Source organism: Ruegeria sp. C12, from assembly GCF_056537745.1.
In genome coordinates this window covers 365,489-390,788 of record NZ_JBQFSA010000002.1, presented here as the reverse complement: position 1 = coordinate 390,788, position 25,300 = coordinate 365,489, and the positions used below count along the sequence as shown (strand labels likewise).

The 25,300-nt window shown below is 60.1% G+C and carries 28 protein-coding genes; 16 read left to right on the top strand and 12 right to left on the bottom strand.

What is annotated here, in order from left to right; all coding sequences use genetic code 11:
• Positions 1-58: 58 nt before the first annotated feature.
• Genes ACR0C9_RS07100 through ACR0C9_RS07090 form a run of 3 tightly spaced genes read left to right on the top strand, consistent with a single transcriptional unit; the run spans position 59 to position 2,081 of the window.
• Complete coding sequence (locus ACR0C9_RS07100; RefSeq protein ID WP_480780669.1) at positions 59-262, top strand: DUF2061 domain-containing protein; 204 nt, start codon at positions 59-61, stop codon at positions 260-262.
• Positions 255-1,157 carry a fatty acid desaturase gene (locus ACR0C9_RS07095; protein WP_170450170.1) on the top strand — a complete coding sequence of 301 codons (903 nt, stop codon included), beginning with the start codon at positions 255-257 and terminating at the stop codon, positions 1,155-1,157. The genes ACR0C9_RS07100 and ACR0C9_RS07095 overlap by 8 nt, the downstream gene beginning before the upstream one ends.
• Before the next feature lie 21 nt (positions 1,158-1,178).
• On the top strand, positions 1,179-2,081 hold the full coding sequence (locus ACR0C9_RS07090) for an EamA family transporter (RefSeq protein ID WP_480780668.1): 903 nt from the start codon (positions 1,179-1,181) through the stop codon (positions 2,079-2,081).
• On the opposite strand, the gene ACR0C9_RS07085 is transcribed toward ACR0C9_RS07090, so the two are convergent.
• Positions 2,078-3,436 carry a DEAD/DEAH box helicase gene (locus tag ACR0C9_RS07085; protein ID WP_480780667.1) on the bottom strand — a complete coding sequence of 453 codons (1,359 nt, stop codon included), beginning with the start codon at positions 3,434-3,436 and terminating at the stop codon, positions 2,078-2,080. The genes ACR0C9_RS07090 and ACR0C9_RS07085 overlap by 4 nt on opposite strands.
• 184 nt (positions 3,437-3,620) lie before the next feature.
• Entirely contained in the window at positions 3,621-4,580 is a 960-nt protein-coding gene (locus ACR0C9_RS07080) for a glycosyltransferase family 2 protein (RefSeq protein ID WP_480780666.1), read from the bottom strand.
• A gap of 99 nt (positions 4,581-4,679) precedes the next feature.
• Here ACR0C9_RS07080 and ACR0C9_RS07075 point away from each other — a divergent pair, with 99 nt between their 5' ends.
• On the top strand, positions 4,680-5,450 hold the full coding sequence (locus ACR0C9_RS07075; RefSeq protein ID WP_170450176.1) for an amidase: 771 nt from the start codon (positions 4,680-4,682) through the stop codon (positions 5,448-5,450).
• Positions 5,451-5,456: 6 nt separating this feature from the next.
• Here the strand turns inward: ACR0C9_RS07075 and ACR0C9_RS07070 are convergent, their stop codons facing one another.
• Positions 5,457-7,061, bottom strand: a complete 1,605-nt coding sequence (locus ACR0C9_RS07070) for a peptide chain release factor 3 (RefSeq protein ID WP_170621908.1) — start codon at positions 7,059-7,061, stop codon at positions 5,457-5,459.
• A gap of 108 nt (positions 7,062-7,169) precedes the next feature.
• Here ACR0C9_RS07070 and ACR0C9_RS07065 point away from each other — a divergent pair, with 108 nt between their 5' ends.
• The 8 genes from ACR0C9_RS07065 to ACR0C9_RS07030 all read left to right on the top strand — a co-directional run bounded on the left by ACR0C9_RS07065 (position 7,170) and on the right by ACR0C9_RS07030 (position 14,589).
• Entirely contained in the window at positions 7,170-7,532 is a 363-nt protein-coding gene (locus ACR0C9_RS07065; protein ID WP_170450180.1) for a nuclear transport factor 2 family protein, read from the top strand.
• Between the two features lie 63 nt (positions 7,533-7,595).
• Complete coding sequence (locus ACR0C9_RS07060; RefSeq protein ID WP_480780665.1) at positions 7,596-8,375, top strand: SDR family oxidoreductase; 780 nt, start codon at positions 7,596-7,598, stop codon at positions 8,373-8,375.
• Between the two features lie 2 nt (positions 8,376-8,377).
• Complete coding sequence (locus ACR0C9_RS07055; RefSeq protein ID WP_480780664.1) at positions 8,378-9,490, top strand: hypothetical protein; 1,113 nt, start codon at positions 8,378-8,380, stop codon at positions 9,488-9,490.
• A gap of 99 nt (positions 9,491-9,589) precedes the next feature.
• Complete coding sequence (locus tag ACR0C9_RS07050; protein WP_480580899.1) at positions 9,590-10,639, top strand: methyltransferase domain-containing protein; 1,050 nt, start codon at positions 9,590-9,592, stop codon at positions 10,637-10,639.
• Between the two features lie 122 nt (positions 10,640-10,761).
• Positions 10,762-11,805 (top strand): ABC transporter ATP-binding protein, encoded by a 1,044-nt coding sequence (locus ACR0C9_RS07045; protein WP_480582206.1) that lies wholly within the window; start codon positions 10,762-10,764, stop codon positions 11,803-11,805.
• Between the two features lie 112 nt (positions 11,806-11,917).
• A complete protein-coding gene (gene surE, locus ACR0C9_RS07040; RefSeq protein ID WP_480580901.1) occupies positions 11,918-12,700 on the top strand; it encodes a 5'/3'-nucleotidase SurE in 783 nt (260 codons plus the stop codon).
• The gene (locus tag ACR0C9_RS07035; protein ID WP_170450192.1) at positions 12,697-13,347 is read left to right on the top strand and encodes a protein-L-isoaspartate(D-aspartate) O-methyltransferase; all 651 of its coding nucleotides are present in this window, start codon (positions 12,697-12,699) and stop codon (positions 13,345-13,347) included. The genes surE and ACR0C9_RS07035 overlap by 4 nt, the downstream gene beginning before the upstream one ends.
• Before the next feature lie 63 nt (positions 13,348-13,410).
• Positions 13,411-14,589, top strand: a complete 1,179-nt coding sequence (locus ACR0C9_RS07030) for a peptidoglycan DD-metalloendopeptidase family protein (RefSeq protein WP_480580903.1) — start codon at positions 13,411-13,413, stop codon at positions 14,587-14,589.
• A 64-nt stretch (positions 14,590-14,653) separates the two neighbouring features.
• Here ACR0C9_RS07030 and ACR0C9_RS07025 read toward each other — a convergent pair whose 3' ends face one another.
• Both ACR0C9_RS07025 and ACR0C9_RS07020 read right to left on the bottom strand, forming a co-directional pair.
• Positions 14,654-15,325 (bottom strand): helix-turn-helix transcriptional regulator, encoded by a 672-nt coding sequence (locus ACR0C9_RS07025; protein ID WP_170621904.1) that lies wholly within the window; start codon positions 15,323-15,325, stop codon positions 14,654-14,656.
• A 21-nt stretch (positions 15,326-15,346) separates the two neighbouring features.
• On the bottom strand, positions 15,347-15,652 hold the full coding sequence (locus ACR0C9_RS07020; protein WP_170450198.1) for a hypothetical protein: 306 nt from the start codon (positions 15,650-15,652) through the stop codon (positions 15,347-15,349).
• Positions 15,653-15,870: 218 nt separating this feature from the next.
• Here ACR0C9_RS07020 and ACR0C9_RS07015 point away from each other — a divergent pair, with 218 nt between their 5' ends.
• The 4 genes from ACR0C9_RS07015 to ACR0C9_RS07000 all read left to right on the top strand — a co-directional run bounded on the left by ACR0C9_RS07015 (position 15,871) and on the right by ACR0C9_RS07000 (position 18,383).
• The gene (locus tag ACR0C9_RS07015) at positions 15,871-16,086 is read left to right on the top strand and encodes a twin-arginine translocase TatA/TatE family subunit (RefSeq protein ID WP_170450201.1); all 216 of its coding nucleotides are present in this window, start codon (positions 15,871-15,873) and stop codon (positions 16,084-16,086) included.
• Between the two features lie 6 nt (positions 16,087-16,092).
• A complete protein-coding gene (gene tatB, locus ACR0C9_RS07010) occupies positions 16,093-16,551 on the top strand; it encodes a Sec-independent protein translocase protein TatB (RefSeq protein ID WP_170450203.1) in 459 nt (152 codons plus the stop codon).
• Positions 16,548-17,423, top strand: a complete 876-nt coding sequence (gene tatC, locus ACR0C9_RS07005; RefSeq protein WP_170519024.1) for a twin-arginine translocase subunit TatC — start codon at positions 16,548-16,550, stop codon at positions 17,421-17,423. Before tatB ends, tatC begins: the two co-directional genes overlap by 4 nt.
• A gap of 117 nt (positions 17,424-17,540) precedes the next feature.
• Complete coding sequence (locus ACR0C9_RS07000) at positions 17,541-18,383, top strand: ATP-binding protein (RefSeq protein ID WP_170734919.1); 843 nt, start codon at positions 17,541-17,543, stop codon at positions 18,381-18,383.
• A 62-nt stretch (positions 18,384-18,445) separates the two neighbouring features.
• Here the strand turns inward: ACR0C9_RS07000 and ACR0C9_RS06995 are convergent, their stop codons facing one another.
• The 7 genes from ACR0C9_RS06995 to ACR0C9_RS06965 all read right to left on the bottom strand — a co-directional run bounded on the left by ACR0C9_RS06995 (position 18,446) and on the right by ACR0C9_RS06965 (position 25,295).
• Complete coding sequence (locus ACR0C9_RS06995) at positions 18,446-19,090, bottom strand: SDR family NAD(P)-dependent oxidoreductase (protein WP_170450209.1); 645 nt, start codon at positions 19,088-19,090, stop codon at positions 18,446-18,448.
• Positions 19,091-19,132: 42 nt separating this feature from the next.
• The gene (locus tag ACR0C9_RS06990; RefSeq protein WP_170734915.1) at positions 19,133-19,381 is read right to left on the bottom strand and encodes a hypothetical protein; all 249 of its coding nucleotides are present in this window, start codon (positions 19,379-19,381) and stop codon (positions 19,133-19,135) included.
• 252 nt (positions 19,382-19,633) lie between these two features.
• Positions 19,634-21,157 (bottom strand): amidophosphoribosyltransferase, encoded by a 1,524-nt coding sequence (purF, locus tag ACR0C9_RS06985; protein ID WP_480580911.1) that lies wholly within the window; start codon positions 21,155-21,157, stop codon positions 19,634-19,636.
• A 638-nt stretch (positions 21,158-21,795) separates the two neighbouring features.
• A complete protein-coding gene (locus tag ACR0C9_RS06980) occupies positions 21,796-22,386 on the bottom strand; it encodes a CvpA family protein (RefSeq protein WP_480780663.1) in 591 nt (196 codons plus the stop codon).
• A 40-nt stretch (positions 22,387-22,426) separates the two neighbouring features.
• On the bottom strand, positions 22,427-23,791 hold the full coding sequence (radA, locus tag ACR0C9_RS06975) for a DNA repair protein RadA (protein WP_170519011.1): 1,365 nt from the start codon (positions 23,789-23,791) through the stop codon (positions 22,427-22,429).
• Between the two features lie 120 nt (positions 23,792-23,911).
• Entirely contained in the window at positions 23,912-24,691 is a 780-nt protein-coding gene (locus tag ACR0C9_RS06970) for a kinetochore Spc7 family protein (protein ID WP_480780662.1), read from the bottom strand.
• Between the two features lie 151 nt (positions 24,692-24,842).
• Complete coding sequence (locus ACR0C9_RS06965) at positions 24,843-25,295, bottom strand: paraquat-inducible protein A (RefSeq protein ID WP_170519005.1); 453 nt, start codon at positions 25,293-25,295, stop codon at positions 24,843-24,845.
• Positions 25,296-25,300 lie beyond the last annotated feature (5 nt).

The following is a 25,300-nucleotide window of genomic DNA, read 5'->3' as shown; positions in this document are numbered from 1 at the left end:
CCAACGCCCGGACCAGTAAGTAACACTTTTGTGAGAACAAAAAAAACTGGGGTCCGGAATGGAAACGCGACGAAGATCGGTCGTGAAAGCAATCATTTGGAATGCTGTTGGGTTGGCGGTCATTACTTTGGTCGGTCTTGTCGCAACCGGATCGGCGGCCATTGGTGGTGCGCTGGCGCTGGTCAATACGGCCATTGGTTTGACGCTTTATGTGCTCTACGAGCGCATTTGGGCCGGGATTTCGTGGGGCCGCCATGGGTGAGCCAACGACGCCGAAGACGCCCGAATGGGGCACGTTTGCGCTGATCGTCGCGTGCTATGCCACTTGGCTTGCGGTGCTGTTTTGGTTGGCCGCCTGGTCGTTATGGCTGGCGATTCCGGCGATGGGGTTGGTTGGGGCCTTGCATTCTTCGCTGACGCATGAGGCGCTGCACGGCCATCCTTTCCGCGCCAAATGGTTGAACGAGGCGCTGTTGGCCTTGCCCCTGACACTGTTCATCCCGTTCAATCGCTTCCGCGATCTGCATCTTGCGCATCATCAGGATGCCAACCTGACCGATCCTTATGACGACCCCGAGACGAATTACTTGGACCCCAAAATCTGGGCGCAATTATCCGGGTGGAAGAAGCGGCTGTTCGCAATCAACAACACGCTTCTGGGCCGGATCGTGCTGGGCCCGGCTATTGGGCAGGTGATGTTTGTTCGGGACGAATGGCAGGGGATGATCCGGGGGGATCGCGCGGTTCTGCTGGCCTGGGCGCTGCATATTCCGGGCGTCGCAGTGGTTTTGTGGGTTGTTGCGCAGTCGGCCATGCCGGTCTGGGGATTTCTCCTGTCGGCCTATATCGGTTTGGGGCTGGTCAAAATCCGCACCTTCCTGGAACACCGCGCGCATGAGAAATCGCGCGCCCGGACCGTGATAATCGAAGATCGAGGGTTGTTGTCCTTTCTGTTTTTGAACAACAACTTGCACGTTGTTCATCACATGAACCCATCCGCGCCTTGGTATCAGCTGCCTGCGCTCTATCGGGCCGGGAAAGAGCGGTATCAGGCGTGCAACGAGGCGTATGTCTATCGGTCTTACGCACAGATATTCAAAGAGTATTTCTGGCGGGCGAAAGACCCGGTGGCCCATCCGCTCTGGCCAAAGCCCTGATTTCGCGACAGAAGGGAAGCCATGAGCTTGTGGATTCCCGTCACCATCGCAGCCGCCTCGTTCCAGACGGTGCGGTTCATGCTGCAAAAATCGCTGAGCAGCGTGAAACTGTCTGCGGCTGGTGCAACCTTTGCGCGGTTTGCCTATTCAATGCCGCTGGCGGTTTTGGGGCTGGCCGTAGCGCTGTGGGTGACCAGTGCGGCGATGCCACCGCTGACGGCGCAGTTCTGGCTGTTTGTTGCCATCGGTGGAACAGCACAGATATTGGCGACGGTCTGTGTGGTCGCCCTGTTCAAACAGCGCAATTTTGCGGTGGGGATTACCTTTAAGAAGACCGAGGTCATCCAGACCGCAATTGTCGGGTTTCTGATCCTTGGGGATAAGGTCTCAGCCGGGGCGCTTGGCGCGATCCTGTTGGGATTGCTGGCGGTTCTCTTGTTGTCCAAAACACCGGGCGGGGACGGGGCGTGGTGGCGTCATCTGACCAACCGCGCGTCGCAGCTGGGGCTTGGCTCTGGCGTTCTGTTTGCCTTCTCAGCCGTCAGCTATCGCGGTGCGTCTTTGGAACTCGGGGATATTGACGCCTGGTTCCGCGCCTTAGTGACCTTGGCGGCTGTGGTCACGTTCCAGTTTCTCGGCATGGGCCTGTGGCTACTGTGGCGCGACCGGGCCGAGTTGCGTGCGGTCTGGGAAACCCGATCCACCGGCGTTTTCGTCGGGCTGACCAGCCTCGGTGGGTCGTTCAGCTGGTTTCTGGCCTTCACCTTGCAAAACGCGGCCTATGTCAAAGCGCTGGGGCAGGTTGAGCTGATACTCAGCCTATTGGCCTCGATCCTGTTCTTCCGCGAGACGATCACCCGGCGCGAAATCGCCGGGATGGGTTTGTTGGGCGTCTCGATACTGACGCTGGTGCTGACGATCTAGCTGGCGCGGCGTTCGTCGAAGCTCAGCGCGATGAAGCTGGGCAGATGATCACCCATGCCGACAACCGCTGGGCCAGTATCGTCCCGGCGACCACGGCCCTTGGCGGGCTTGTCCTGCTTGCGCTCATCCTTCTTGCGGTCGCGCTTTTTCTCATCCGTGGGCTTAGCCCTTTTCTCGGGCTTGGGCGTGTCCGGCTTCGGCTCGTCCTTTACCGGGTTGTCGATGCGCGGAATGTCCTTCTGGATCAGCTTCTCAATCGCATCCAGCGCCTTTTCATCGCGGCCCGAGCAGATTGTAACAGCCTTACCTTCGCGGCCCGCGCGGCCGGTGCGTCCGATGCGGTGCACGTAATCCTCGGCATGGCCGGGCACGTCGAAGTTGAACACATGGCTGACCGATGGAATGTCCAACCCGCGCGCGGCCACGTCAGATGCCACCAGCAAACGCAATGAGCCATCGCGGAATCCGTCCAGCGTTTTCATCCGCTGGGACTGATCCAAATCGCCATGGATCGCGGCGGCGTTATAGCCGTATTTCTTCAGCGACTTGGCGCAGATGTCCACATCCGTCTTGCGGTTGCAGAAGATGATCGCGTTGGTGCATTTCTCACCCTCGGCATCGATCAGCGCGCGCAGAACTTTGCGCTTTCCACTGGCCTCGCGATCCCGACGCCCACCTTTGAACATGACGACGCCCTGTTCGATCGTCTCAGAGGCGGTGGCCTGACGGGCAACTTCGATCCGGGCGGGGGCGGACAGGAACGTGTCGGTGATGCGTTCGATCTCGGACGCCATGGTGGCCGAGAAGAACAGGGTTTGACGGGTGAAAGGCGTCAGCGAGAAGATGCGCTCGATATCGGGGATAAAACCCATATCCAGCATCCGGTCGGCTTCGTCCACCACCATGATCTGAACGCCTGTCAGCAGCAGCTTCCCGCGCTCGAAATGGTCCAAAAGACGACCCGGCGTGGCGATCAGAACGTCGACACCCCGGTCGATCAGCGCCTCTTGCTCTTTGAAGCTGACACCGCCGATCAGCAGCGCCTTGGTCAGTTTCAGGTGCTTGGAGTAGGTGTCAAAATTCTCGGCCACCTGCGCGGCCAGCTCGCGCGTCGGGCACAGCACCAGCGAACGCGGCATCCGCGCGCGGGCGCGGCCACGGGCCAGCAGGGTGATCATCGGCAGCGTGAAGCTGGCGGTTTTACCTGTGCCGGTTTGCGCAATGCCCAAAACGTCCTTGCCTTCAAGCGCAGGCGGTATCGCGCCTTCCTGGATCGGAGTGGGGGTTTCGTATCCGGCTTCCTCAATGGCTTTGAGGACCTTCGGGTTCAGGTTCAGTTCGTTAAACTTTGTCATGTATGTCCGGTTCAAGCGGACACTTGACCTGGCCCGCGCATCAAAATCTGCCGGGCCCGGATGGCCACGCGCAACAGGCGCGTTTCGGCTTTGGGCGCGGACATAACAAAAAGGTAGGTCAGGGTCAAATGAAGACCAGTCTGACGTTACGCGGTTGCGTCAAATCGGGATTTTGCGCAACAATTCAGGCCCTTCCGGGAAAGTGTTTCGCGATCTTGTCGGGCAGGTTCAAGGGCCTGTGCCGGATCAGCCCGTGTTGTTCCAGCCGCGCACGCACATCGGGGTCCTGACCGCTCATCTCCGCGTAGAAGGCCCGCAGCCCGTCCATGCCTTGCTCGGCCTCGATCCAGCTCAGCAGTTCGTTTTTGCTCAGACCGCCCTTGTAACGCGGTACGTTGGGCGACATTCCTGGCTGGTAAGAGCCTCGATTCATTCGGAAATCATAGTGACCGATCCAATGGTCCCAGTCCGGTGCGTGGCGGTGGCACAGCTCAAATTGGGGCAGTTCGGTTTTGCAGGGCAGCAGTTTCTTGTTCTGAAACAGATTGTGGATTCGAAAGCTCAGGTTCGGCAATCCGGCCCGCACGAACAGCTTGCCCTGCACGTGGCTTAGAAATCCGCCCAGCACAAACCCGCCATAGGTGGGGTAGAGGTCCTGCACCAGCGCCTCGCGGCCTGGCCCCTTGGGGATGTGCGCTTTGTATAGGTCGTCGCCCCCGGCCAGCGCCTCGATCGGGCGCACCCGAAAACCGGGAATGTCTGCCGGAACCGAGCGCAGAACATGCGCAATCGGCTCGGACGACCACAGGAACTCATCCACATCGATATGGGTCAGCCAGTCCAGATTGGTACGTTTGTAGATATGGGTGGCGTGCACGGTTTGACGGATCTGGTGCTTTTCCGGCCGTGTGCGTTTTCGTTTCACCCAGAACGCGTCGTCACAAAGCCGCACCCGAACCTTTGGATGCGCGCGAAGTGCCCGAAAGGCGCGCCGGTTTGGTTCGTCAAGGTAGATGTATAGTTGGTCCGCCCCAAGCTCCAGATGGTGCGCGGCAAAGCCAAGGATGTCCTCGGCAGACCCCCGCACCATAGACACGATACCCCAGGTGGGAACGTGCGTGTGATTGTCTTGGTCTGAAGCCATGCAAGTCATTGTGGCGGGGTCTGTTTTTGAGCCTGTGCCGAAATGTGATACGATAGCGCCACTTTAAGAGTTCTTACATTTGTTATTGAGGAGATTACAATGCCTCGTGTTGTTCCCGCGTCATGGATGCCCGATGTCAATATGGAGCGCATCCATCTTCATTGGACGGCCGGAGCGCATAGCGCCAATGCCAATGATAAGAACAGCTATCACATTCTAGTCGAATCCGACGGCACCCTTGTGCGCGGAAATAAGTCGATTGCCGAAAATGCACGCCCCATGAGCTCGAACTATGCGCGGCACACACGCGGTGCCAACACGGGCGCGATTGGTGTGTCGCTGTGCTGCATGCTCGGGGCTGAACGGTCGCCTTTCGATCCCGGCAACTATCCCATGACGCGAACCCAGTGGGATCAGGGAATGCTGGTCGTGGCGGATCTGGCCGAGAAATATAACATATTGGTCACGCCCACCAAGATCCTGACCCATGCCGAGGTCGAGCCCAATCTGAACGTCCCGCAAAACGGCAAATGGGACATTGTGCGGCTGGCCTTTGACCTGTCGGTCAAGGGGTATGAAGAAGTCGGACAGTTGCTGCGGTCCAGCGTCGCCGCCGCGCTGGATGATGGCCCGTTGATTGCTGCGGACGCGATGCCCGAAGACGCGAAGGCCCCAAGATACCGTGTGACGGGTGTCGCGCCTTCAACACTGAATTTGCGCCGCACACCCGGCGGTGAAAAAATCGGGGCGCTGCCCGAACGTACAACCGTGGAGCGACTGGGTGTCGATGGCGAGTGGTGGCGCGTTCGCACTAGGCAAGGGTATATCGGCTACGTCTTTTCCACGTATCTCAAGGCGATAAACCCCTAGCCTTGGTCAGACCATCATTTCCTTGGTCGCAGTCAGGTTCAGCGCCGGATAGTCGCGCACGACCCGGTCGATGTCCCATTGCAAACGCGTCAGATAGACGATGTCGCCGTCATGATCATGGGCGATGTGCTGCTTGTTGGCGTTGACGAACTTTTCGACCTCGGCCTTGTCACCGCTGACCCAGCGGGCCGAAGTGAATTGCGACGCCTCGAAGCGCACGGGCAGGCCGTATTCCATCTCGATCCGGCTGGCAAGCACTTCGAATTGCAGCGCGCCGACGACGCCGACGATAAAGCCTGACCCGATCGAGGGTTTGAACACCTTGGCCGCGCCTTCCTCGGCAAATTGCATCAGGGCTTTTTCCAGATGCTTGGCCTTCATCGGATCGCCCGCGCGGACGCCCTGCAGTAGTTCCGGCGCAAAGGACGGGATGCCGGTCACACGCAGCGCCTCGCCCTCGGTCAGGGTGTCACCGATGCGCAGCTGACCGTGGTTGGGGATGCCGATGATGTCCCCGGCCCAAGCCTCATCCGCCAGTTCGCGGTCGGAGGCGAGGAACAGAACGGGGTTCGAAATGGCCATCGGCTTTTTCGACCGCACATGGGTCAGCTTCATGCCACGCTTGAAATGGCCGCTTGCCATTCGCACGAACGCCACCCGGTCGCGGTGCTTGGGGTCCATATTGGCCTGCACCTTGAACACAAAGCCTGCGACTTTCTTCTCGTCGGGCGCAATCTGACGTGGTTCTGCCGATTGCACCTGCGGCTGGGGGCCATAGGCGCCGATGCCTTCCATCAGTTCCTTGACGCCGAACGAGTTGATGGCCGAGCCGAACCAGATCGGGGTCATATGCCCCTCAAGCACCGCTTGCGGGTCCAGCGCGGGCAGCAATTCGCGCGCCATCTCGACCTCTTCCAGCAGTTTTTCCAACAGGTGCTCGGGCACGTGCTCGGCCAGTTTCGGGTCGTCCAGCCCGTTGATTTCAATGCTTTCGGCCACTTTGTTGCGGTCGGCGCGGTCCATCAGTTCCAGCCGGTCACGCAGCATGTCATAGCAGCCGATGAAGTCGCGACCCACGCCAATCGGCCACGCGGCAGGCGTGACGTCGATGGCCAGCATTTCCTGAATTTCGTCGATGATCTCGAACGTATCGCGGCTTTCGCGGTCCATCTTGTTACAGAAGGTCAGGATCGGCAGATCGCGCAGGCGGCAAACCTCGAACAGTTTCTGCGTCTGGCTTTCCACACCTTTCGCGCCGTCTATCACCATCACGGCGGCATCCACGGCGGTCAGCGTGCGATAGGTATCCTCGGAAAAATCCGAGTGGCCGGGCGTGTCCACCAGATTGAACCGGAAGTTCCCATAGTCGAACGACATCGCCGAGGCCGAGACCGAGATGCCGCGATCCTTTTCCATCTGCATAAAATCCGACCGGGTCCGCCGTGCCTCACCCTTGGCGCGCACCTGACCGGCCATCTGAATCGCGCCCCCGTACAGCAGGAACTTTTCCGTCAGCGTCGTCTTACCCGCATCCGGGTGCGAGATGATGGCGAATGTCCGGCGCCGGGCGATCTCGGGCGGCAGAGAGGGTTGGTTCGAGGTATCAAGCATAAACGCGCGTATAGGCGGGGAATCCCGCCGAGGCAAGACAAAGGGGTGGTTCGAATCGGCGGGTTGTGACAGAAAGAACATATAGTGAACAAAATATGGAGTGGACCAATGAATTTGAAAGAAATCGCCGAAGAACTGGTCGCGGGATGCCGCGAGAACCGGGCCAAGGAAAACCTGAGCAAGCTCTACGCACCTGACGCAGTTTCGGTCGAGGCGCAGGACATGTCGGGTATGGGCCGGGAAACCCAGGGCCTCGAAGGCATTCGCGGCAAGCACGATTGGTGGGAAAACGCGCACGACGTCTCTGGCGCAACGGTTGGTGGGCCGTTTCTGCACGGCGACGACCGCTTTGCCGTGATCTTCGAGGTTCAGGGCACAGTGAAAGACAGCGGCGAAAGCTTTGATATGCGCGAGGTGGCGATTTACCACGTCGCAGATGGAAAAATCGTGCGCGAGGAGTTTTTCTACTGACAAAGCTCGTCTGGTCCTTCCGGTCGGGCCGGTGCAAGATAAGGCAGGACAGGGAGGATCAGAATGGATCTTGGAATTCGCGGCAAACGCGCGCTGGTCTGTGCCAGCAGCAAGGGATTGGGTCTTGGGTGTGCCGAAGCCTTGGCCGAAGCAGGCGTTGATCTGGTGATGAACGCCCGCGGGGCCGAAGCGTTGGAGGCCGAGGCGGCCCGCCTTCGTTCGGACCACGGCGTGGATGTTCAGACGGTGGCCTGCGATGTGACCGCGGCCGAGGGGCAGGCGCAGGTGATCGAGGCCGCGCAGGGCGTGGATATTCTGGTGAATAACGCAGGCGGGCCACCGCCGGGAATGTGGTCGGACTGGGACCGCGAAGATTTCATCAAGGCGCTGGACGCCAACATGCTGACACCGATTGCCTTCATGAAAGCGCTGTTGCCCGGGATGATGGACAAGGGCTGGGGCAGGGTGGTCAACATCACCTCGCAATCCGTGCGCGCGCCGATTGCGGTGCTTGGCCTGTCGAATGCCGCACGCACCGGGTTGACAGGGTATGTTGCCGGGACGGCCCGGCAGGTCGCGCCAAACGGGGTGACCATCAACAACCTGCTGCCCGGCATTCACGCGACGGACAGGGCGGATTCGCTCGACAGTGGTGTGGCAGCGCAGCAAGGGATTTCGATGGATGAAGCGCGGGCCGCGCGCGCGGCCACGATCCCCGCGCGCCGGTATGGGACGCGGGCCGAATTCGGGGCCGCCTGTGCCTTCCTGTGTTCGCAACATGCCGGGTTCATCGTCGGGCAGAATATCCTGCTGGACGGTGGCGCAACCAATCTGACGATGTAGCCATGGCGCAAGGGTTTTCGCTGAAAGACCAGCTGTTTAACGACGAAAAAACCCGTTACCTCGCGGGGTTGTTCGCCAAAGCCGACGCATCCTTTGACGCGGATGCATTTCATGCGCTGGTCATGTCGCGCCTGCTTGAGCTTGAGTTGAAAGAGCGGATGACGTGGATCGCGGACTGCTTGCAAGAGGTTGTTCCGGGTGAACTGCCGCAGGTCGCGCCCGTAATCCTGCGCGCGCTGCCTCCGCCTTTGGATCCGAAAAAAACCGATGATGATTTCGGCGATTTCATCTTTGCCCCTTTGGGTGAGTGGGTTGTGTCGGTTGGGTTGGAATACCCTGATCAGTCGCTGGACCTGCTGGCCGAGATCACGCAGCGCTTTTCGATGGAGTGGGCGATCCGCCCGTTTCTGAACCGCTGGCCCGATCAGGTTCTGGCCCGGATGCAGGACTGGTGCGCGCATGACAGCTATCACGTGCGTCGGTTGGTCAGCGAAGGCACCCGTCCGCGTCTGCCATGGGGGCAGGCCATCGGGCTGGAATTGGACGATCCATTGCCTTTGCTGGACCGATTGCACAGCGATCCGACACGCTATGTCACCCGCTCGGTCGCAAACCATTTGAATGATGTTTCCAAGAAACAGCCTGATCAGGTGCTGGCGCGGCTGCAACAGTGGCGGGATGCGGGCGCGCAGGACGCGGATGAACTGGCTTGGATGACATCGCACACGTTGCGGGGCCTTGTTAAGGCTGGTCATCCGGGGGCGATGGCGATGCTGGGCTATGATCCTGACGCCGACGTGGCAGTGACGATTGACCTCAACACGCAGGCCCGGATTGGCGAGGCACTGGAGTTCTCGGTGGATCTGAAAGGCCCGGATGGTCAGCCTGTACTTGTGGATTATATCATTCACTTTCAACGCCCTGGCGGAAAAACCTCAGCCAAGGTGCACAAGTTGAAACAAGCCGTTCTGAAAGATGGAAAGCTGCGACTGGACAAGCGGCACAAGCTGAAGGGAGATGCCACGACGTTCAAGCTGGTGCCCGGCGCGCACCGGCTTGAGGTTCAGGTCAATGGCAGGGTGCGGGCGGGGATCGATTTCGATCTGTTGGGTTAAATCCCCCCTCACGCTTTCGTCAAAACCCAAGATGCCGGATTGCACCGGGCGCAGCCGTGCACTAGCTGCGGTGCAGCTGTTTGCGAAAGGAAAGCTGAGATGAAGCATGAATCGGTGCAGAACTATTATGGCGAAGTGCTGCAAAGCAGTGCGGATCTGCAAACCAATGCCTGCTGCACACCGGATGACATGCCGGATCACCTCAAGCGTATCCTGTCCAAACTGCACGATGAGGTGCTGACCCGCTACTACGGCTGCGGCCTGATCGCGCCGCTGGATCTGGAAGGGATGAGCATCCTCGATCTGGGTTGCGGCGCGGGTCGGGACGTCTATGCCCTGTCCGCGATGGTGGGCGAAACGGGCCGGGTGGTTGGCGTGGACATGACACCCGAGCAGCTGGATGCGGCCCGCGCGCATCAGGAGTATCATGCCGAGGCATTTGGATATGCGGCCAGCAATGTCGAATTTCACCACGGCTATATCGAAAAACTTGACGAGCTGGACCTGGAGCCCGGTTCCTTCGACATCATTGTTTCGAACTGCGTCATCAACCTGGCAACCGACAAAGAGGCCGTTCTGCGGGGCGCGCATCGTTTGCTGAAAGACGGCGGCGAGATGTATTTCTCGGACGTCTACGCCGACCGCCGTATCCCTCAGGCAATGGCCGAGGATGAGGTTCTGTATGGCGAATGCCTGTCGGGCGCGCTGTATTGGAACGATTTCCTGTCGATCTCGCGCAAAGCAGGCTTTGGTGATCCGCGCCGCGTCACCCATCGCCCGCTGACCATCGAAAACCCGGTGCTGGAGCAGCGGGTTGCACCGCTGAACTTCCTGTCGGCCACCTATCGGCTGTTCAAACTGCCCGAACTGGAACCGGCCTGCGAGGATTACGGGCAGGCCGTGATCTACAAGGGCACCATCCCCAACGCGCCGCATCTGTTCGAGTTGGATGATCATCACGCGATTGAAAAAGGCAAGGTCTTTCCGGTTTGCGGAAACACCTGGATGATGCTGAAAGACACGCGTTTTGCGCGTCACTTCGACTTTATCGGCGATTTCTCGACCCATTATGGGATCTTCGATGGCTGCGGCGGCGAAAGCCCGTTTGAAGCGGTTGGCGAGACTGCATCGTCGGGCGGGTGCTGCTGATCCCTTGAACCTGCGGGGCGGGGTTGCTATCCCCGCCCAAGCCCGATGCTTTTGATCGGGAAAGGCAACGGGGTCCCTTGGTGACAGAAGACGCAACTCCTCCACGTCTGGAAATTCGCAATATGGTCCGCCGGTTTGAAGGGCGGGTCGTTGTCGATGACGTGTCGCTGACCATTCAGGCCGGGCAGGTGACGTGCCTGCTGGGGCCGTCGGGTTGCGGCAAATCCACCACCTTGCGCATGATTGCCGGGGTCGAGATGCAGGACTCGGGCGAAATCTATGTCGATGGAAAGCTGATCTGCGACACGGTGTTCCGGGTGCCGCCCGAACGGCGCGAGATCGGGCTGATGTTTCAGGATTTTGCCCTGTTCCCGCATCTGAGCGTGGCCCAGAACGTCGCTTTCGGCCTGAAGGGCAGCAAAGACGAAAAACGCGCGCGCGTTGAGGAGTTGCTGCGTAAAGTCGACCTGATGCGCTTCATCGACGGGTTTCCGCATCAATTGTCGGGGGGCGAACAGCAACGTGTCGCGCTGGCTCGTGCCTTGGCCCCACGCCCCCGCATCATGCTGATGGATGAGCCTTTCTCGGGCCTCGACAATCGTCTGCGCGACGGTATCCGGGATGAGACGCTGGCAATCCTGAAAGAAGAGGATGCCGCCGTTCTGCTGGTCACGCATGAACCCGAAGAGGCGATGCGCATGGCCGACGAGATCGCCCTGATGCGCCGTGGCAAGATCGTACAGCAAGGCGCGCCCTATAACGTCTACACCAGGCCAGCCGACAAGGCGGCGGTTGCTTTCTTCAGCGATGTCAATGTTTTGCGGGCTGAAGTGAATGGCGCGTTGGCGCAGACGCCATTTGGTCAGTTCCTTGCCCCCGGCATCCCGGATGGCACCGATGTCGAGATCGTCTTTCGCCCGCAACACATAAAGCTGGATTTCGACCGCAACGGCAAAGGTCCATCGCCCACCGCCACCGATGGGGTTGCCGCACGCGGCACCGTGGAACGTGCGCGTTTTCTGGGCAATGAAAGTCTGGTCGAGTTTCGGATGGACCATGACGGCTCGATCCTGAAAGTGACGGTGCCAAACGTGTTTGTGCCCAATCCCGGGCGCGTCATGTGGCTGACCATCCGGCGCGACCGCTGCTTCGTTTTCCCGGTCTAGGCCGCAATTTCCGCCAAAGTGGTGCGCGAAAGCCTCAGATTGCGTATGCGCTTTGCTTGCCGCAACGCAAGGGCGGGTCTATCAAGGGCCAAACGTGGGGATGATCGGGCACATGCGTATTCTTTTGACCAATGATGACGGGATCAACGCACCGGGTTTGATCACGCTTGAGGCGATTGCCAAAGACCTGGCCGGGCCGGACGGCGAGGTTTGGGTTGTCGCCCCGGCGTTCGAGCAATCGGGCGTCGGGCATTGCATCAGCTACACCCATCCTATGATGGTCGCCAAACTGGGCGAGCGTCGTTTCGCGGCCGAAGGCTCTCCGGCGGATTGCGTGTTGGCGGGGCTGCATGATGTGATGAAGGACACGCCGCCCGATCTGGTGCTGTCCGGGGTAAACCGGGGTAATAATTCTGCCGAGAATACGCTTTATTCCGGCACAATTGGCGGCGCGATGGAGGCCGCTTTGCAAGGCGTACCCGCAATCGCCTTGTCGCAATATTTCGGGCCGCGCAATCTGGGGCTGGACGATCCGTTCGAGGCTGCAGCGCGCTTTGGGGCCGATCTGGTGCGGCGTATTCTGGATGCCACCCCCGCTGAGCAAAGCGATTACCGCCTGTTTTACAACGTGAATTTCCCGCCGGTCCCGGCGGATGAGGTTCTGGGCACCCGCACCGCGCCGCAGGGCTTTCGCCGCGACACGCGGTTCTCGGTCGAGCCGCACAGCTCACCTTCGGGGCGGCGGTTTTTGTGGATCAAGGGCGGGTATCAGCACAATCCGACCGCGCCGGGCACGGATGCGGCGGTCAATCTTGCCGGGTATATCTCGGTCACGCCGATGCGGGCGGATCTGACGGCGCATGATGCGCTTGAGGCGTTGAAGTCGATCGAATGAGCGGACTGGACCCTGAAACCGTAATGCAGTTCCTGTTTGCCCTGCGCAAACGGGGCGTGACAGATGCGCGCGTGCTGGCCGCGATGGAGCAGGTCGACCGGGGCCGTTTTGTGACGGGGCTGTTCGCGGATCGCGCGTATGAGGATATGCCGCTGCCCATCGCCTGCGGGCAGACGATCAGCCAGCCTTCGGTCGTTGGTCTGATGACGCAGGCGCTGGATGTGCGCCCCAGGGACACTGTGCTGGAGGTCGGTACCGGCTCGGGCTATCAGGCGGCGATCCTGTCGAAGTTGGCGCGCCGGGTCTATACGGTGGAACGGCACCGGCGGCTGGTGCATGAAACAGGCCAGTTGTTTCGCGCGTTGGGTCTGACCAACGTGACCGCGATGTTGTCTGATGGCTCGTTCGGTTTGCCGGAACAGGCGCCTTTTGACCGGATCATCGTGACAGCTGCGGCTGAGGACCCTCCGGGCCCGCTCTTGGCGCAGCTTAAAATCGGGGGTATCATGGTGCTACCCGTAGGACAGTCAGATGCGGTGCAGCAGTTGATCAAGGTGACGCGCACCGAGGATGGTCTGGACTACGACGAATTGACGTCCGTCCGTTTCGTGCCTCTGCTTGAGGGGCTTGGGAAGGACGAGGCATAACAGGTCTTAGAGTTTTGTCGCCAAAACCCCGGAGAACAGGGGCAGGTGTTGAGGATCGACGTGATGAGAGCAGTTTCCAAATCGGCAATGCGCCGCTGTGTTACCGGGGTCGCTGCCTTGGCAATTCTTGCCGGGTGCGAAGGGCCGCTGGATTATGACCTGCGGGGGCAGATCGGCGGGTTTTCGACCACCGGTGCCGCGCAAAGCGCCACGGCCAGCCGTCCGGCACCGGATGCGCGTGGTGTGATCACCTATCCGAACTATCAGGTCGCCGTGGCCCGCCGGGGCGATACCGTCCGCGACGTGGCCGCGCGTGTGGGCCTGCCCGAAGGCGAGCTATCGCGGTTCAATGGGTTGCAGACAACAGACAAGCTGCGCGAGGGCGAGGTCTTGGCCCTGCCGCGCTCGGTCGGGGCGGCGAGCGGTGTTGACATCGCCTCGATCGCAGGCTCGGCCATTGATCAGGCGCCCGAGACGGGCTCGGTTCAGACTACAACGCTGGAACCGGCCAGAACCGCGCCAGCCCCGGCCCCAGTGCCCGCTGGGCCTGAACCGATCCAGCACAAGGTCAAACGGGGCGAAACAGCTTATACGGTATCGCGCCTTTATCAGGTTCCGGTTGAATCGCTGGCAGAATGGAACGGGTTGGGTCCGGATTTTGCGATCCGCGAAGGTCAGTACCTGTTGATCCCTGTCAAGAACCAGCCTGCGCCGCGCGCGGCTGCGGCGGCCCCGGCGGCTGAGGCAACCAACGTGACGCAACCGGGGCAGGGCTCGCCCACTCCGACACCCCCAAGCGCTACGCAGCCGCTGCCGGATGAACAGGTCGCACCGCTGACCGAGTCGCCCGAAGCTCCGGACGTTACTGCCGAAGCCCCCAGCAATACGGGCACATCGGCGCTGTCACTGCCGGTATCCGGCAAGATCATCCGGACCTATGAGAAGGGCAAAAACGAAGGCATCGATATCGCTGCCGCGCCGGGTACATCCGTTCAGGCGGCTGAGGCGGGGACTGTTGCGGCCATCACAGCAGATGCGGATCAGGTGCCGATCATCGTGGTCAAGCACAACAATGACCTGCTGACGGTCTATGCCAATGTAGATAATATTGCCGTCAAGAAAGGCGATCGGGTCCGGCGCGGGCAGAAGATTGCGGCACTGCGGGGCGGCGACAACGCCTATGTGCATTTCGAAGTGCGTAAGGGGTTCGAGTCGGTTGATCCCGAGCCATATCTGAAGTGACGTTGAATGGCCCGTTCCGGGCCATGCCTCCGGCGGAGGTATTTTTAGCCAGATGAAGCCGGGATTACGCGTTTGGGTCGTAGTCGCTCAGGCGTTTGCCGGGTTCATCTGTGAAGAGTTCCGGTTGGGGCGTGATGGATTCGATCAGGTCGATGCGGAAGACGCGAAAGCCTTCGCGTAGTTCGCACCATGCTGTAAGGGTCCAGACTCGGCCCCAGTATTCCATGTGCAGCGGGCGGATGATGCGGTCGGTCAGGGTGCCGTCGATGCGGCGATAGACGAGGTGCAGTTTCTGTCGTGCTTTGATGGCGGCGCGGATCGGGGCCATATGGGCCAGTCCGCGCGCGGCGTCAGCAAAGGGGTAGACCGCGAATTTCCAGGCATCCGCTTCGGCTACGACCTGCGTGGGCAGAACCGCGTCGATCTTTTCCGCCAGCGACTCGGCGGCTGATTTGAGGTCCGAGTCTGCAGCCTCGGCCACGATGGCCATGCCGAGGTTCAGGGCTTCGAGTTCGGAGGGTGTCAGGTTCAGCGGGGGCAGGGTGATCTGCTCGCGCACCATGTAGCCCACGCCGCGCTCGCCCTCGACCGGAACGCCCGAGGCGACCAGCGTATCCATGTCGCGGTAGATGGTGCGGACTGACACCTCGAGCCGATCCGCGATGTCCTGCGCGCGGTGCAGTTTGCCGTCGCGCAGGATCTGTATGATGTCGAACAGACGGTCAGTGCGGCGCATGACACGCCGATCTAACCGGGGTTACGCGGTCATGTTCCATAGCACAGTCTCATGGCGCATCTGGACGCTGTCGGGATTGATCACCGCCATCATGGCGGCGGCGCAATCCTGCTGCATGAATTGCGCAGCGGCATCTTGCGCGGCATTCATATCGGTCCAGACGACATAGTCGGTCCACCGACCATCCTCGCCCTGGCTCAGCTGACGATGGGCAAAGCCGGGGGCCGACCGGACAAATGCCTCGGACGCCTGGCTGAGTTTCACGAACTCTTCCGCCGTGGTGCCATTGGCGAGGCTGAAGGTGACGATTTCCGCAACATGGGTCATTTGATTCTCCGTTGACCAGGTTTCGATGACCTCTGCCTAGCCCCTTGCAACTGACATAAACCTGTCAGTTGAGAAATGCGAGCCCCATGTTTCCACCCGATCACATCAAATTTGAGCACCAATTGGGGCCGGTTCCCTTTTGGCGGGCAGGTTTGCGGCGTAAACACAGGCTCAGATCATATTCCGGGCGCACAGCGCCCAAGCAAAGGAGAAGAGACATGCTCAACAATATCGGCCTTCCAGGTCTTCTGCTGATTGCGGTTGTGGTGCTGGTGCTGTTTGGTCGCGGCAAGATCAGCTCGTTGATGGGTGAAGTCGGCAAGGGCATCACCGCGTTCAAGAAGGGCGTCAAGGACGGTTCGGAAGAGATCGAACAGGACGCGTCCGAGCTGGCCAAGGATGTCACGCCCGAAACCGAGAAAGACAAGGTCTAAGCGCAGATGTTTGATCTGGGCTGGACCGAGCTTCTGGTCATCGGCATCGTTGCGCTGATCGTGGTGGGGCCCAAGGACCTGCCGGTGCTGTTTCGCAATGTCGGGCGCTTTGTCGGCAAGGCGCGGGGCATGGCGCGCGAATTCAGCAGCGCCATGAACGAAGCGGCGGATCAGGCGGGTGTGAACGAGATCAAGAAGGGTCTTAATGCTGCGACGAACCCTGTGAACACGGCCATGGATGGTGTGAAACAGGCGGCGCAGGACATGGCCAAAAGCATCGACCCAACCAAATATGATCCCGACAGCGCAACCGGGAAACTGGCGGCCGAGCGGGCCGAACAAGCCAAGAAGGTTCAGGCCACGAGCGCCCGCGCCACGGCCGAGCGCAAGGCCAAGGAAGCCGCTGATGCGCTGGCCAAGGCGGAAGAGGCCGAAGCGGCGCTGAATTCTGAGAACAAGACATGAGCAAGACCGACGAAATCGAAGACAGCTCGGCCCCGTTGATCGAGCATCTGGCGGAACTGCGTACGCGGCTCATTCATTGCGTCGTGGCGTTTCTGGTCGGGATGATCATCTGCTTTACGGTGGCAACGCCGCTTTTCAACTTCCTGACGCATCCACTGTGCGAGGTGCTGAACGAACGTGGGCAGGATTGCGGGCTGATCTTCATCTCCCCGCAGGAAGGCTTTTTTGTCGCCATCAAGGTTTCGCTTCTGGGCGGTTTCATTCTGGCTTTCCCCTATATCGGAATGCAGATGTGGCGCTTTGTGGCACCGGGGCTGTATCGGTCGGAAAAGAACGCGTTTCTGCCCTTCATGGTTGCGTCGCCCTTCATGTTCCTGCTGGGTGCAAGTTTTGCCTTCTATGTCGTCACGCCTTTGGCTTACGATTTCTTCCTTGGCTTCCAGCAGTTTGGCGCGGAAGGTGAGGCTGTGGTCGATGGTGCAACTGCTGCTCCGCTAAGCGTCGTGTTCCAGGGCTCGGCACAGGAATACCTGAACCTGACGATCAAGTTCATTGTGGCCTTTGGGTTGTGCTTCCAACTGCCGGTCCTGTTGACCCTGATGGGCAAAGCCGGGTTGGTCAGCGCCGAAGGGTTGGGCGCGGTGCGCAAATATGCGGTTGTTGGTATTCTGGTTCTGGCCGCGCTGGTGACGCCACCCGACGTGATCACTCAGGTCATCTTGTTCGTGGTCGTCTATGGCCTTTACGAAGTGTCGATCTTCCTCGTCGCCCGTGTCGAGAAAAAGCGCGAAGAACAACTGCGTGCCGATGGCTATTATGATGACGAAGCCGAAGCGGATGAAGAGATCATTCAGGAAGAAGAAGGCAAGTAACCTTCCCTGATCCCGCAAGAAGGCGCGCCCCTGTTGGCGCGCCTTTTTCATTGGCGGCTCTTGTTGTGGCGGGCGGATCATGGTTTGAAACCGCCAGACCCTGACCCGGAGGCCCCGATGGACGATCAAGCCCTGAACCGTATCGCCGACGCGCTGAATCGCATGGCACCCGCCCCATTGGCCGCCCCGGATTTCAACCAGGCCCCGGCCTTTGTCTGGCATGTCGAGCCGGACCGGCTGGAGCCGGTGACGCAAGTCAACCGGGTCGATCTGGATCTGCTTGTGGGCATCAACCGCTCACGCGACACATTGCTGGACAATACGCGCCGGTTTGCCGACGGGTATAAGGCCAATAACGCCTTGCTTTGGGGGGCGCGGGGGATGGGGAAATCCAGCTTGGTCAAAGCGGTGCATGGCACGCTGCAGGCAGATCACCCAAACCTGAAACTGGTGGAATTGCAGCGCGAGGATATGGGCTCGGTCGCGCGCCTGTTGAACCATCTGCGGGCCGCGCCGCATCGGTTCATCCTGTTCTGCGATGACCTGTCTTTCAGTCATGACGACCAGCACTACAAATCGCTCAAGGCCGTGCTGGATGGCGGTATCGAGGGCCGCCCCGAGAATGTGGTCTTCTACGCCACCTCAAACCGCCGCCACCTGATGCCGCGGGACATGATCGAGAACGAACGCTCCAGTGCCATAAACCCGTCCGAAGCGGTCGAGGAAAAGGTCTCGCTCTCCGACCGGTTTGGTCTGTGGCTGGGCTTCCACCCCTGCGATCAGGACGAGTACCTTGCCATGATCGGCCGCTACTGCGGTGCCTACGGGGTTTCAGTCGACCCAGAATCCCTGCGCGCCGAAGCCATCGAATGGCAGGCCACCCGAGGCGCGCGCTCGGGCCGCGTCGCCTGGCAATTCTTCGTCGATCTGGCAGGGCGCAACGGCGTCCATATCGCCTGATCCCAGCTTCATCTGGCCAAAAATATCTCCGCCGGAGGCATGGCCCGGAACGGGCCATTCCCCTATAGCAGTGCCAAAATCCGCGCCGCCTCATCTGCTGTGCTGGTCAGTGCATCCCGATCTTCGCCGGGATGAAACCGCGCGCGTACGGCTGTCGGCATCGGCGCAGGTTCCACGATGGAAACTCGTGGGCCGGTGCGTTCGGTCTCGACCTGCCAACTGCGGGCCAGTGCCATCTGTGCAGCCTTAGTGGCCCCGTAGATGCCATAGAACTTCTCGCCCGCCTTGGGGTCGTCAAAGAACACTGCGTGACCGGCTTCACCCAGCAAAGGCGTTACATAAGGGATCAGGACCGAGGTGGCATTGGCGTTTGTGTTCATCGCCTTCGTCCACTCTTTCGGATCAACGAAATGCGCCGGTGTCAGGGCCGATGTATGAACGGCCGTGTGCAACCAGAGATCAACCTTGCCCCAGCGATCGTGAATGCCCCGACACAGGGTCGCCATGGCGTTTGGATCGGTGATGTCCATTGGGGCTAGGGTGGCGGATCCGCCCTTTGCCTTGATCCGGTCGTCCAGTTCTTCCAGCCCGCCGGTGGTGCGGGCAACGGCGACGATGTGATAGTCGGGGGCCAGCGCTTCGGCAAGGGCTGCGCCCAACCCGCGTGAGGCCCCGGTGATGAGGGCAATTTTGGTCTGATCGGTCATGGCAGCGGTTTGAACCCCATCGCGCAGGGCGTCAAGAGGGGGTTAGCCCCCCGGAATCGCGATCCGCCGGGTCTGGCCGCTTTGTCGCAGCATGATCCCATGTTCATCGATGGCAACAATGGTGCCCGAACCGACCCGGCTGCCGGTCTTGACCTCTTTGACACGACCCGACGCCATACGCATCAGGGCGCGCAATTCGGCCTTGGGGCCAAAGATCCCAAGAACAGACACAGAGTTTTTCTTCAGCGCGCCCTTTTGGGTGGCCGCGCTTTTGACGGTAGCGTTGGACATGAACTGCGGTCAGGGCAGGACCCGGACCCCTTTGGTGAGTGGTAGCAGAACGGTGGTTAACAAAGGCCAAAGGGGAACAAAAGACTGCCGCCGCGTCGCAGGTTTCGGCATAAAATTCCGTTCCACCGAAACCTTTGCAAAAGCGGCAGATTCAACCTCGGGCTGTGGTGGCAACTTTTCGTGATCGGCCCGTCATCGACCAAATCGTGCAAAACCCGGACCTGAATGCCTCAACTTGATTCGCCGCTGACCTCAGCCCGAGGCCAGCTTGGCCCCGTTCCAAGATCCGCCAACGACCTCCATATCTTCGCGCTTTTTACTGACCCGGCTGCTGTTTTCCAGACTGTCGAGGTAATCGTCGCTGACACTGCCCGTGATGTAATCGCCGTCAAAGCAGGAGCAATCGAAGGCCTCGATCTCGGGGTTGCCTTCCTTGGCCGCCCAGACCAGATCGTCGAGATGCTGATAGAACAGGGCATCCGCGCCCAGTTCCTCGCGGATTTCTTCGATTTCTTTGCCGTTGGCGATCAGCTCATGCTTGGTGGGCATGTCGATCCCGTAGACATTGGGATATTTCACCGGCGGCGACGCGCTGGCGATATAGACCTTTTTGGCCCCGGCCTCGCGGCACATCTGCACGATCTTCTTGATGGTGTTGCCGCGCACAATCGAGTCGTCGATCAGCAGGACATTGTGATCCTTGAACTCAAGCGGAATGGCGTTCAGTTTGCGGCGGACGGATTTCTGGCGTTCTTCCTGACCGGGCATGATGAATGTCCGACCGACATAGCGGTTCTTCACCAGACCTTCGCGATAGGGAATGCCGGTGATTTTGGCCGCTTCAAGCGCCACAGGGCGGGCGCTGTCGGGAACCGGGATGATCCGGTCAATCTCAAGCCCCGAATCCTGAATCTGCTTGGCCAGCGTTTGACCCATGCGCATCTGGGTTTTGTAGACCGATACGCCATCCAGCAGAGAATCCGGACGGGCCAGGTAGACATATTCGAAGATACAGGGTGTCAACTTGCCTTCGACCGCCTGGAATTCGTGCATGTTGCCGTCCAGATCGATCAGGATCGCCTCACCCGCGCGCAGGTCGCGCAGTTTCTTGAACCCGTTGATGCCAAAAGCCACATCCTCGGAGGCAAAGGCATAGTCGTTGCCGTCGCCATCGGTTTCGCGCACAGCCACCGACAGGGGGCGAATGCCGTACGGATCGCGGAAGGCCAGCATCCCGACTCCTGCAATCAGGCAGATGACGGAATAGGCACCCTGCACCCGCTCCATCGTCATCTTCACGCCCGCGAAGATGTTGCGGATGGGTTCGACATTGCCGTTGACCTTGATCGCATCGGCCACTTTGTCGGCCAGCACGTTCAGCAGAATTTCGGAATCCGACGTGGTGCGCAGGTGGCGGCTGTATTTGCCTGTCACCTTCTCACGCTGCTCGGCGGTGTTGGTGATGTTGCCGTTATGGACCAGATAGATCCCGTAAGGCGCGTTCACAAAGAACGGCTGCGCCTCAGCCGCGCTGAGCGAACCTGCGGTCGGATAGCGCACATGGCCCATGCCGACCTTGCCCAGCAGGGTTTCGGCGTCCGTTGCGTTGAAGACGTCCTTGACCAGACCGTTGGCCTTTTTCTCGCGAAAGAACTCACCATTATACGTGACGATCCCCGAGGCATCCTGACCCCGGTGCTGCAGCATCAGCAGCCCGTCATAGATTTCCGCAAACACATCATGTGTCCGGCTTGCGATCCCCAAAATCCCACACATGTACGGGCTCCAATTTCTATGACGTTGTGACGAGAGGTTTGACCGGCATGTGGGATCGGATGGCCTGCGCCAGACGCGGGATTGGGTGTGTTTCCAAAGCCAGATGGCCAATCATCGATGCGGCGCACGCAGATGAAAACACAAAGAACAAGACCGGCAGCTCCGATTCCGTGGCGGGTTGGCCCCCACATAATGCCTTAGAACGCGCCTGTCATCAAAGGATCACAAATACACAATGCCGCAGGTGGGTTTTGTGCAACCGTGATCCCGGGCCAAGGCTGATGACATATGATTTCATTTATGCTGACATGGCGGAAAGGGCACGAAAACCAGGGGATTTAGCGGGCAGGGGGCTTTTATGTGGCAAAACAGGGCACCATCGAAGAAAGATGAAACACCAAAGCGGCGGTGCCATCGATGTCGCGGCATGGGGCGGGCGCCCTGTCAGATCTGCAACGGCTCGGGCGAGGTCATCAAAAGCCGCGATATTCACGGCAAGCCGATCACCAGCCGCTGCGACGGCTGTTTCGGGCTAAAGACAATCCGATGCACCGTATGCGGTGGCGAGGGGTTCGTTTAGCTTGACACAAAAAAAGCCCGGGCAGTGCCGGGCTTTTCCTAAGCTGGTAAAGCGGCAATCAGTTGCCGGTGCTTTCAGTAGCAGGGGCCGAACCGTTCGAGGTGCAGCTTGCCACCAGCTCTTCATACTGCGCGGTGACCCAGCCCAGGGCCGCTTCGGGGTTCTGCTCTTCGATCTGCGAACTGAACTGTTCGAATACCTTGGCCGAGCGGCTTTCGTCCACGATTGTATAGGACTGGCCGGTCATGACCGTGTCGTAGACAAAGAAGGCGATGGCAACCAGCAGGATGCCGCGCGCGATGCCGAAGAAGAAGCCAAGCGCCTGATCCAACCCGCCCAGAGCGGAACGCTGCACCAGTGACGAGAACAGCGGTGTGAAGATGCTGACCACGATCAGGGCGATGGCGAAAACGGCAGCGAACCCTGTGATCACCGACAATTCGCAACTGTCGCGCAGGAAGTCTCCGACAACGGGGATTTCTTTGACCAACGGCACGGCCTGCGGCGCAAAGATGAATGCAAGGACTGCCGCCGCGACCCAGCCTGCGATGGCCAGAACCTCGCGCATGAAACCGCGCGAATAGGCCAGCAGACCTGACAGCACGATGATCAGGGCCACAACCCCGTCAATTATTGTAAAACCTTCCATGGCCCTCGCCTGTTCTTTTTCTGCCCCTCGCGGCGCGACTTTAACCTGCTCCGAAGGTTTCGCCAACAAACCCAACCAAATCAGAGGGCCGGGTGAGTGTCAGACCTGCCACAGTACCGGTTTTGCCGCCTGCCGGAGCGATAGCCGACGTGAAACCAAGTTTTTGGGCTTCTTTCAACCTGTTTTCGGTCTGCGGGGCCGGTCTAAGTGCCCCGGATAGAGAGATTTCTCCGAAAACCACCGTGTCTGCGGGCAGGGCAGTGTCTTCGCGCGCACTCAGCAACGCGGCGGCAACGGCCAGATCGGCGGCGGGTTCGCCGATTTTCAGGCCTCCGGCGACATTCAGATAGACGTCCAGGCCAGTGAACGGAACGCCGCATCGCGCCTCGAGCACGGCAAGGATCATCGCCAGACGCCCGCTGTCCCAGCCCACAACCGTGCGGCGCGCCTGCGAATGGGGCGAGGGGGCTACAAGCGCCTGCAATTCCACCAGAACGGGGCGGGTGCCTTCAATGCCTGCAAACACGGCGGAACCGGGGCTGGGCGTGCCGCGTTCCGACAGGAACAGGGCCGACGGGTTTGTAACCTGCGCCAGCCCTTTTCCGGTCATCTCGAAGACGCCGATCTCATCAGCGGGGCCAAAGCGGTTCTTGACCGCGCGCAGGATGCGGAACTGGTGGCCGCGCTCGCCCTCGAAATAGAGAACCGTATCAACCATGTGTTCCACGACTCGAGGGCCCGCGATCTGACCTTCTTTGGTGACGTGACCGACCATGATGATCGATACGCCATGTCGTTTCGCAAACGTGGTCAATTCATGCGCGGCAGCCCGGACTTGTGACACCGAACCCGGTGCGCTGTCCACATTGTCGGCCCACATTGTCTGAATCGAGTCGATAATGGCGAGGCCCGGTTTCTCGGCCTCTAGCGTTGTAAGGATGTCGCGCAGGTTGGTCTCGGCGGCCAGTTGGACGGGCGCATCTTCCAGCCCCAAACGGCGGGCGCGCATTCGGACCTGCGCGCTGGCTTCCTCGCCCGAGACATAGATTGTCTTGACGCCCGCGCGTGCAAACCGCGCGGCGGCCTGCAGCAGAAGGGTGGACTTGCCGATGCCGGGATCTCCGCCGACCAACAGAGCAGAGGCGGGGACGAGGCCGCCGCCCAGCACCCGGTCCAACTCGTCCACCCCGCTGAGTGTACGGGGTGGCGGTGTCTCCTCGGTCGACAAGTCCGTGAGTGCGATGGACGTGCCCCGCTTGCCGCCGAGGGATTTCTTGGCCGGACCCGCCGAAAGCGGCACGTCCTGAGTGATTGTGTTCCATTCGCCGCAGGCGTCGCAGCGGCCGGACCATCTTGTATGCGTGGCGCCACAGGCCGAGCAGGAGAAGGAAGTCGTCTTTGCCATGTGGCCTTTGGTGCCCGAGGATGGGCGGTTCTTCAAGCCCTTGCGGGCTTTCATCCCCGCCGGTGACACGCTGCGGGCTCAGGCCCGACGGGCCATCCCCCGCAGCGGGCGCTGACGCGCCTATTCCGCCGCCCGAGGGGGAGACATTGCGATGACGCTGGACGCGCTTGGATCGCTGTCATCAGGGGGGGATTGCAATTGGGCGGAAAGTTCCGGCAGCAACTCGAACAACTCGTCCCGCAGGCGGCCGAGTTGGGATTTGGCGATGGATTCCTCGATCTCGATATCGCGGGTCCATTGGCTGAGTTCGTGCAGGATGGTCTGCGCATCCTCGATCCGCTTCTGGAACAACTCAACCTCTTCCTGCCGCTGTTGCAGGAAGGTGCGGGCGCGTCTGACACGATCCTCGCCGTAGGTTTCGGCCAGTTCCTGACTGACCTGGCTCATCTGGGCCGCCGTTTCCAGAACTTCAGGTTCCAGCGCCTGCAGGTCGGGGTGATCCCGCAGAAAGGCCATCCGTTCCTTCACCGCGTCGAATTCCGAGGCCAGCGCAAACGCCCCACTTCGGTCTGCGGCATGGGCCACCTGATAGGCATGGGCGATGTCCTGCATGTTCAGCGAGAACTTCCGATGCGCGTTTTCCAGCGCCATCATCCGCGCGTTTGAGGGCAAATAGAAGGCCAGCATGAGAATCAAGCAGGTCAACCCGATCTGGATATAGACGCCCGCATCGATGGTGCCGCCGACAAATCCGGCCTGCATCGACAGCCAAGGCCAGACGCCAAGCGCGGACAGCGATGTAGCGACAACTGCGCCAAGCGCTGCGGCGCAGATCAGGAAAAAAGTCAGTCTTAAAAAGGCATTCTGAAATTGCAATGTAATGTTATGGAGCGCGGCCATGATAGTCCTTCTCCTTTTCAAACCGGTACACACCGGGCCGAAGCGGAGGGAAAGATCAAACACGCAAGGTGATCCGCTGCGGACCCGTAAACGACAAAAAACTTTGCTGCTCGAATATTAAAATGATACTCAGATTAATGTTTTCAATCAATTAGGTCTGAGGATTTCGTGAACTGGATGTCATCTCGGTAATATAGCCGAGCGCCAGAGAGGCCAGAATGCAGGCGGTGAACAGGTACAGGCCCCAAGCGGTTTCGACGGTGGCGTATGAGATGCCTTTGGCCAGCGTGATATAAAGCGCGATCAGGAAGATGTCGGCCATGGCGAGCCTGCCGAGGATGTTGAGCGCGGGTTGCACGCGGGCGTCCAGTAGGTCCCATTGGATCAGGGCGGTGCCGATGGTTTTGATGTAAGGCGCGACAAGGGCGAAGATCGTGACGACCAGCGCGAGGAAGATGTCGGATTTCCACAAGGACTGGAGGCCGGTGATGACGCTGATTTCGGATAGGCCGAAGATTGGGAGGAGCCCCGCGCGCATCAGCGGGGCGAACCACGCGATGGGGTAGAGGATCAGGAGGGAGAGGGTGGCGAGGCGGAGGGTCATCACTT

What these genes read in the sequence shown, in the direction of transcription:
- tatC (WP_170519024.1), top strand. Translation starts at nt 16,548, where the DNA reads ATGAGCAAGACCGACGAAATCGAAGACAGCTCGGCCCCGTTGATCGAG.
- ACR0C9_RS07050 (WP_480580899.1), top strand. Translation starts at nt 9,590, where the DNA reads ATGAAGCATGAATCGGTGCAGAACTATTATGGCGAAGTGCTGCAAAGC.
- ACR0C9_RS07065 (WP_170450180.1), top strand. Translation starts at nt 7,170, where the DNA reads ATGAATTTGAAAGAAATCGCCGAAGAACTGGTCGCGGGATGCCGCGAG.
- ACR0C9_RS06990 (WP_170734915.1), bottom strand. Translation starts at nt 19,381, where the DNA reads ATGTCCAACGCTACCGTCAAAAGCGCGGCCACCCAAAAGGGCGCGCTG.
- ACR0C9_RS06995 (WP_170450209.1), bottom strand. Translation starts at nt 19,090, where the DNA reads ATGACCGATCAGACCAAAATTGCCCTCATCACCGGGGCCTCACGCGGG.
- ACR0C9_RS07055 (WP_480780664.1), top strand. Translation starts at nt 8,378, where the DNA reads ATGGCGCAAGGGTTTTCGCTGAAAGACCAGCTGTTTAACGACGAAAAA.
- ACR0C9_RS07070 (WP_170621908.1), bottom strand. Translation starts at nt 7,061, where the DNA reads ATGCTTGATACCTCGAACCAACCCTCTCTGCCGCCCGAGATCGCCCGG.
- ACR0C9_RS07085 (WP_480780667.1), bottom strand. Translation starts at nt 3,436, where the DNA reads ATGACAAAGTTTAACGAACTGAACCTGAACCCGAAGGTCCTCAAAGCC.
- surE (WP_480580901.1), top strand. Translation starts at nt 11,918, where the DNA reads ATGCGTATTCTTTTGACCAATGATGACGGGATCAACGCACCGGGTTTG.
- ACR0C9_RS07025 (WP_170621904.1), bottom strand. Translation starts at nt 15,325, where the DNA reads ATGCGCCGCACTGACCGTCTGTTCGACATCATACAGATCCTGCGCGAC.
- ACR0C9_RS07015 (WP_170450201.1), top strand. Translation starts at nt 15,871, where the DNA reads ATGCTCAACAATATCGGCCTTCCAGGTCTTCTGCTGATTGCGGTTGTG.
- ACR0C9_RS07000 (WP_170734919.1), top strand. Translation starts at nt 17,541, where the DNA reads ATGGACGATCAAGCCCTGAACCGTATCGCCGACGCGCTGAATCGCATG.
- ACR0C9_RS07020 (WP_170450198.1), bottom strand. Translation starts at nt 15,652, where the DNA reads ATGACCCATGTTGCGGAAATCGTCACCTTCAGCCTCGCCAATGGCACC.
- ACR0C9_RS07060 (WP_480780665.1), top strand. Translation starts at nt 7,596, where the DNA reads ATGGATCTTGGAATTCGCGGCAAACGCGCGCTGGTCTGTGCCAGCAGC.
- radA (WP_170519011.1), bottom strand. Translation starts at nt 23,791, where the DNA reads ATGGCAAAGACGACTTCCTTCTCCTGCTCGGCCTGTGGCGCCACGCAT.
- ACR0C9_RS07080 (WP_480780666.1), bottom strand. Translation starts at nt 4,580, where the DNA reads ATGGCTTCAGACCAAGACAATCACACGCACGTTCCCACCTGGGGTATC.
- ACR0C9_RS06970 (WP_480780662.1), bottom strand. Translation starts at nt 24,691, where the DNA reads ATGGCCGCGCTCCATAACATTACATTGCAATTTCAGAATGCCTTTTTA.
- ACR0C9_RS07095 (WP_170450170.1), top strand. Translation starts at nt 255, where the DNA reads ATGGGTGAGCCAACGACGCCGAAGACGCCCGAATGGGGCACGTTTGCG.
- ACR0C9_RS06980 (WP_480780663.1), bottom strand. Translation starts at nt 22,386, where the DNA reads ATGGAAGGTTTTACAATAATTGACGGGGTTGTGGCCCTGATCATCGTG.
- ACR0C9_RS07030 (WP_480580903.1), top strand. Translation starts at nt 13,411, where the DNA reads ATGAGAGCAGTTTCCAAATCGGCAATGCGCCGCTGTGTTACCGGGGTC.
- ACR0C9_RS07100 (WP_480780669.1), top strand. Translation starts at nt 59, where the DNA reads ATGGAAACGCGACGAAGATCGGTCGTGAAAGCAATCATTTGGAATGCT.
- purF (WP_480580911.1), bottom strand. Translation starts at nt 21,157, where the DNA reads ATGTGTGGGATTTTGGGGATCGCAAGCCGGACACATGATGTGTTTGCG.
- ACR0C9_RS07045 (WP_480582206.1), top strand. Translation starts at nt 10,762, where the DNA reads ATGGTCCGCCGGTTTGAAGGGCGGGTCGTTGTCGATGACGTGTCGCTG.
- ACR0C9_RS07090 (WP_480780668.1), top strand. Translation starts at nt 1,179, where the DNA reads ATGAGCTTGTGGATTCCCGTCACCATCGCAGCCGCCTCGTTCCAGACG.
- ACR0C9_RS07035 (WP_170450192.1), top strand. Translation starts at nt 12,697, where the DNA reads ATGAGCGGACTGGACCCTGAAACCGTAATGCAGTTCCTGTTTGCCCTG.
- ACR0C9_RS07075 (WP_170450176.1), top strand. Translation starts at nt 4,680, where the DNA reads ATGCCTCGTGTTGTTCCCGCGTCATGGATGCCCGATGTCAATATGGAG.
- ACR0C9_RS06965 (WP_170519005.1), bottom strand. Translation starts at nt 25,295, where the DNA reads ATGACCCTCCGCCTCGCCACCCTCTCCCTCCTGATCCTCTACCCCATC.
- tatB (WP_170450203.1), top strand. Translation starts at nt 16,093, where the DNA reads ATGTTTGATCTGGGCTGGACCGAGCTTCTGGTCATCGGCATCGTTGCG.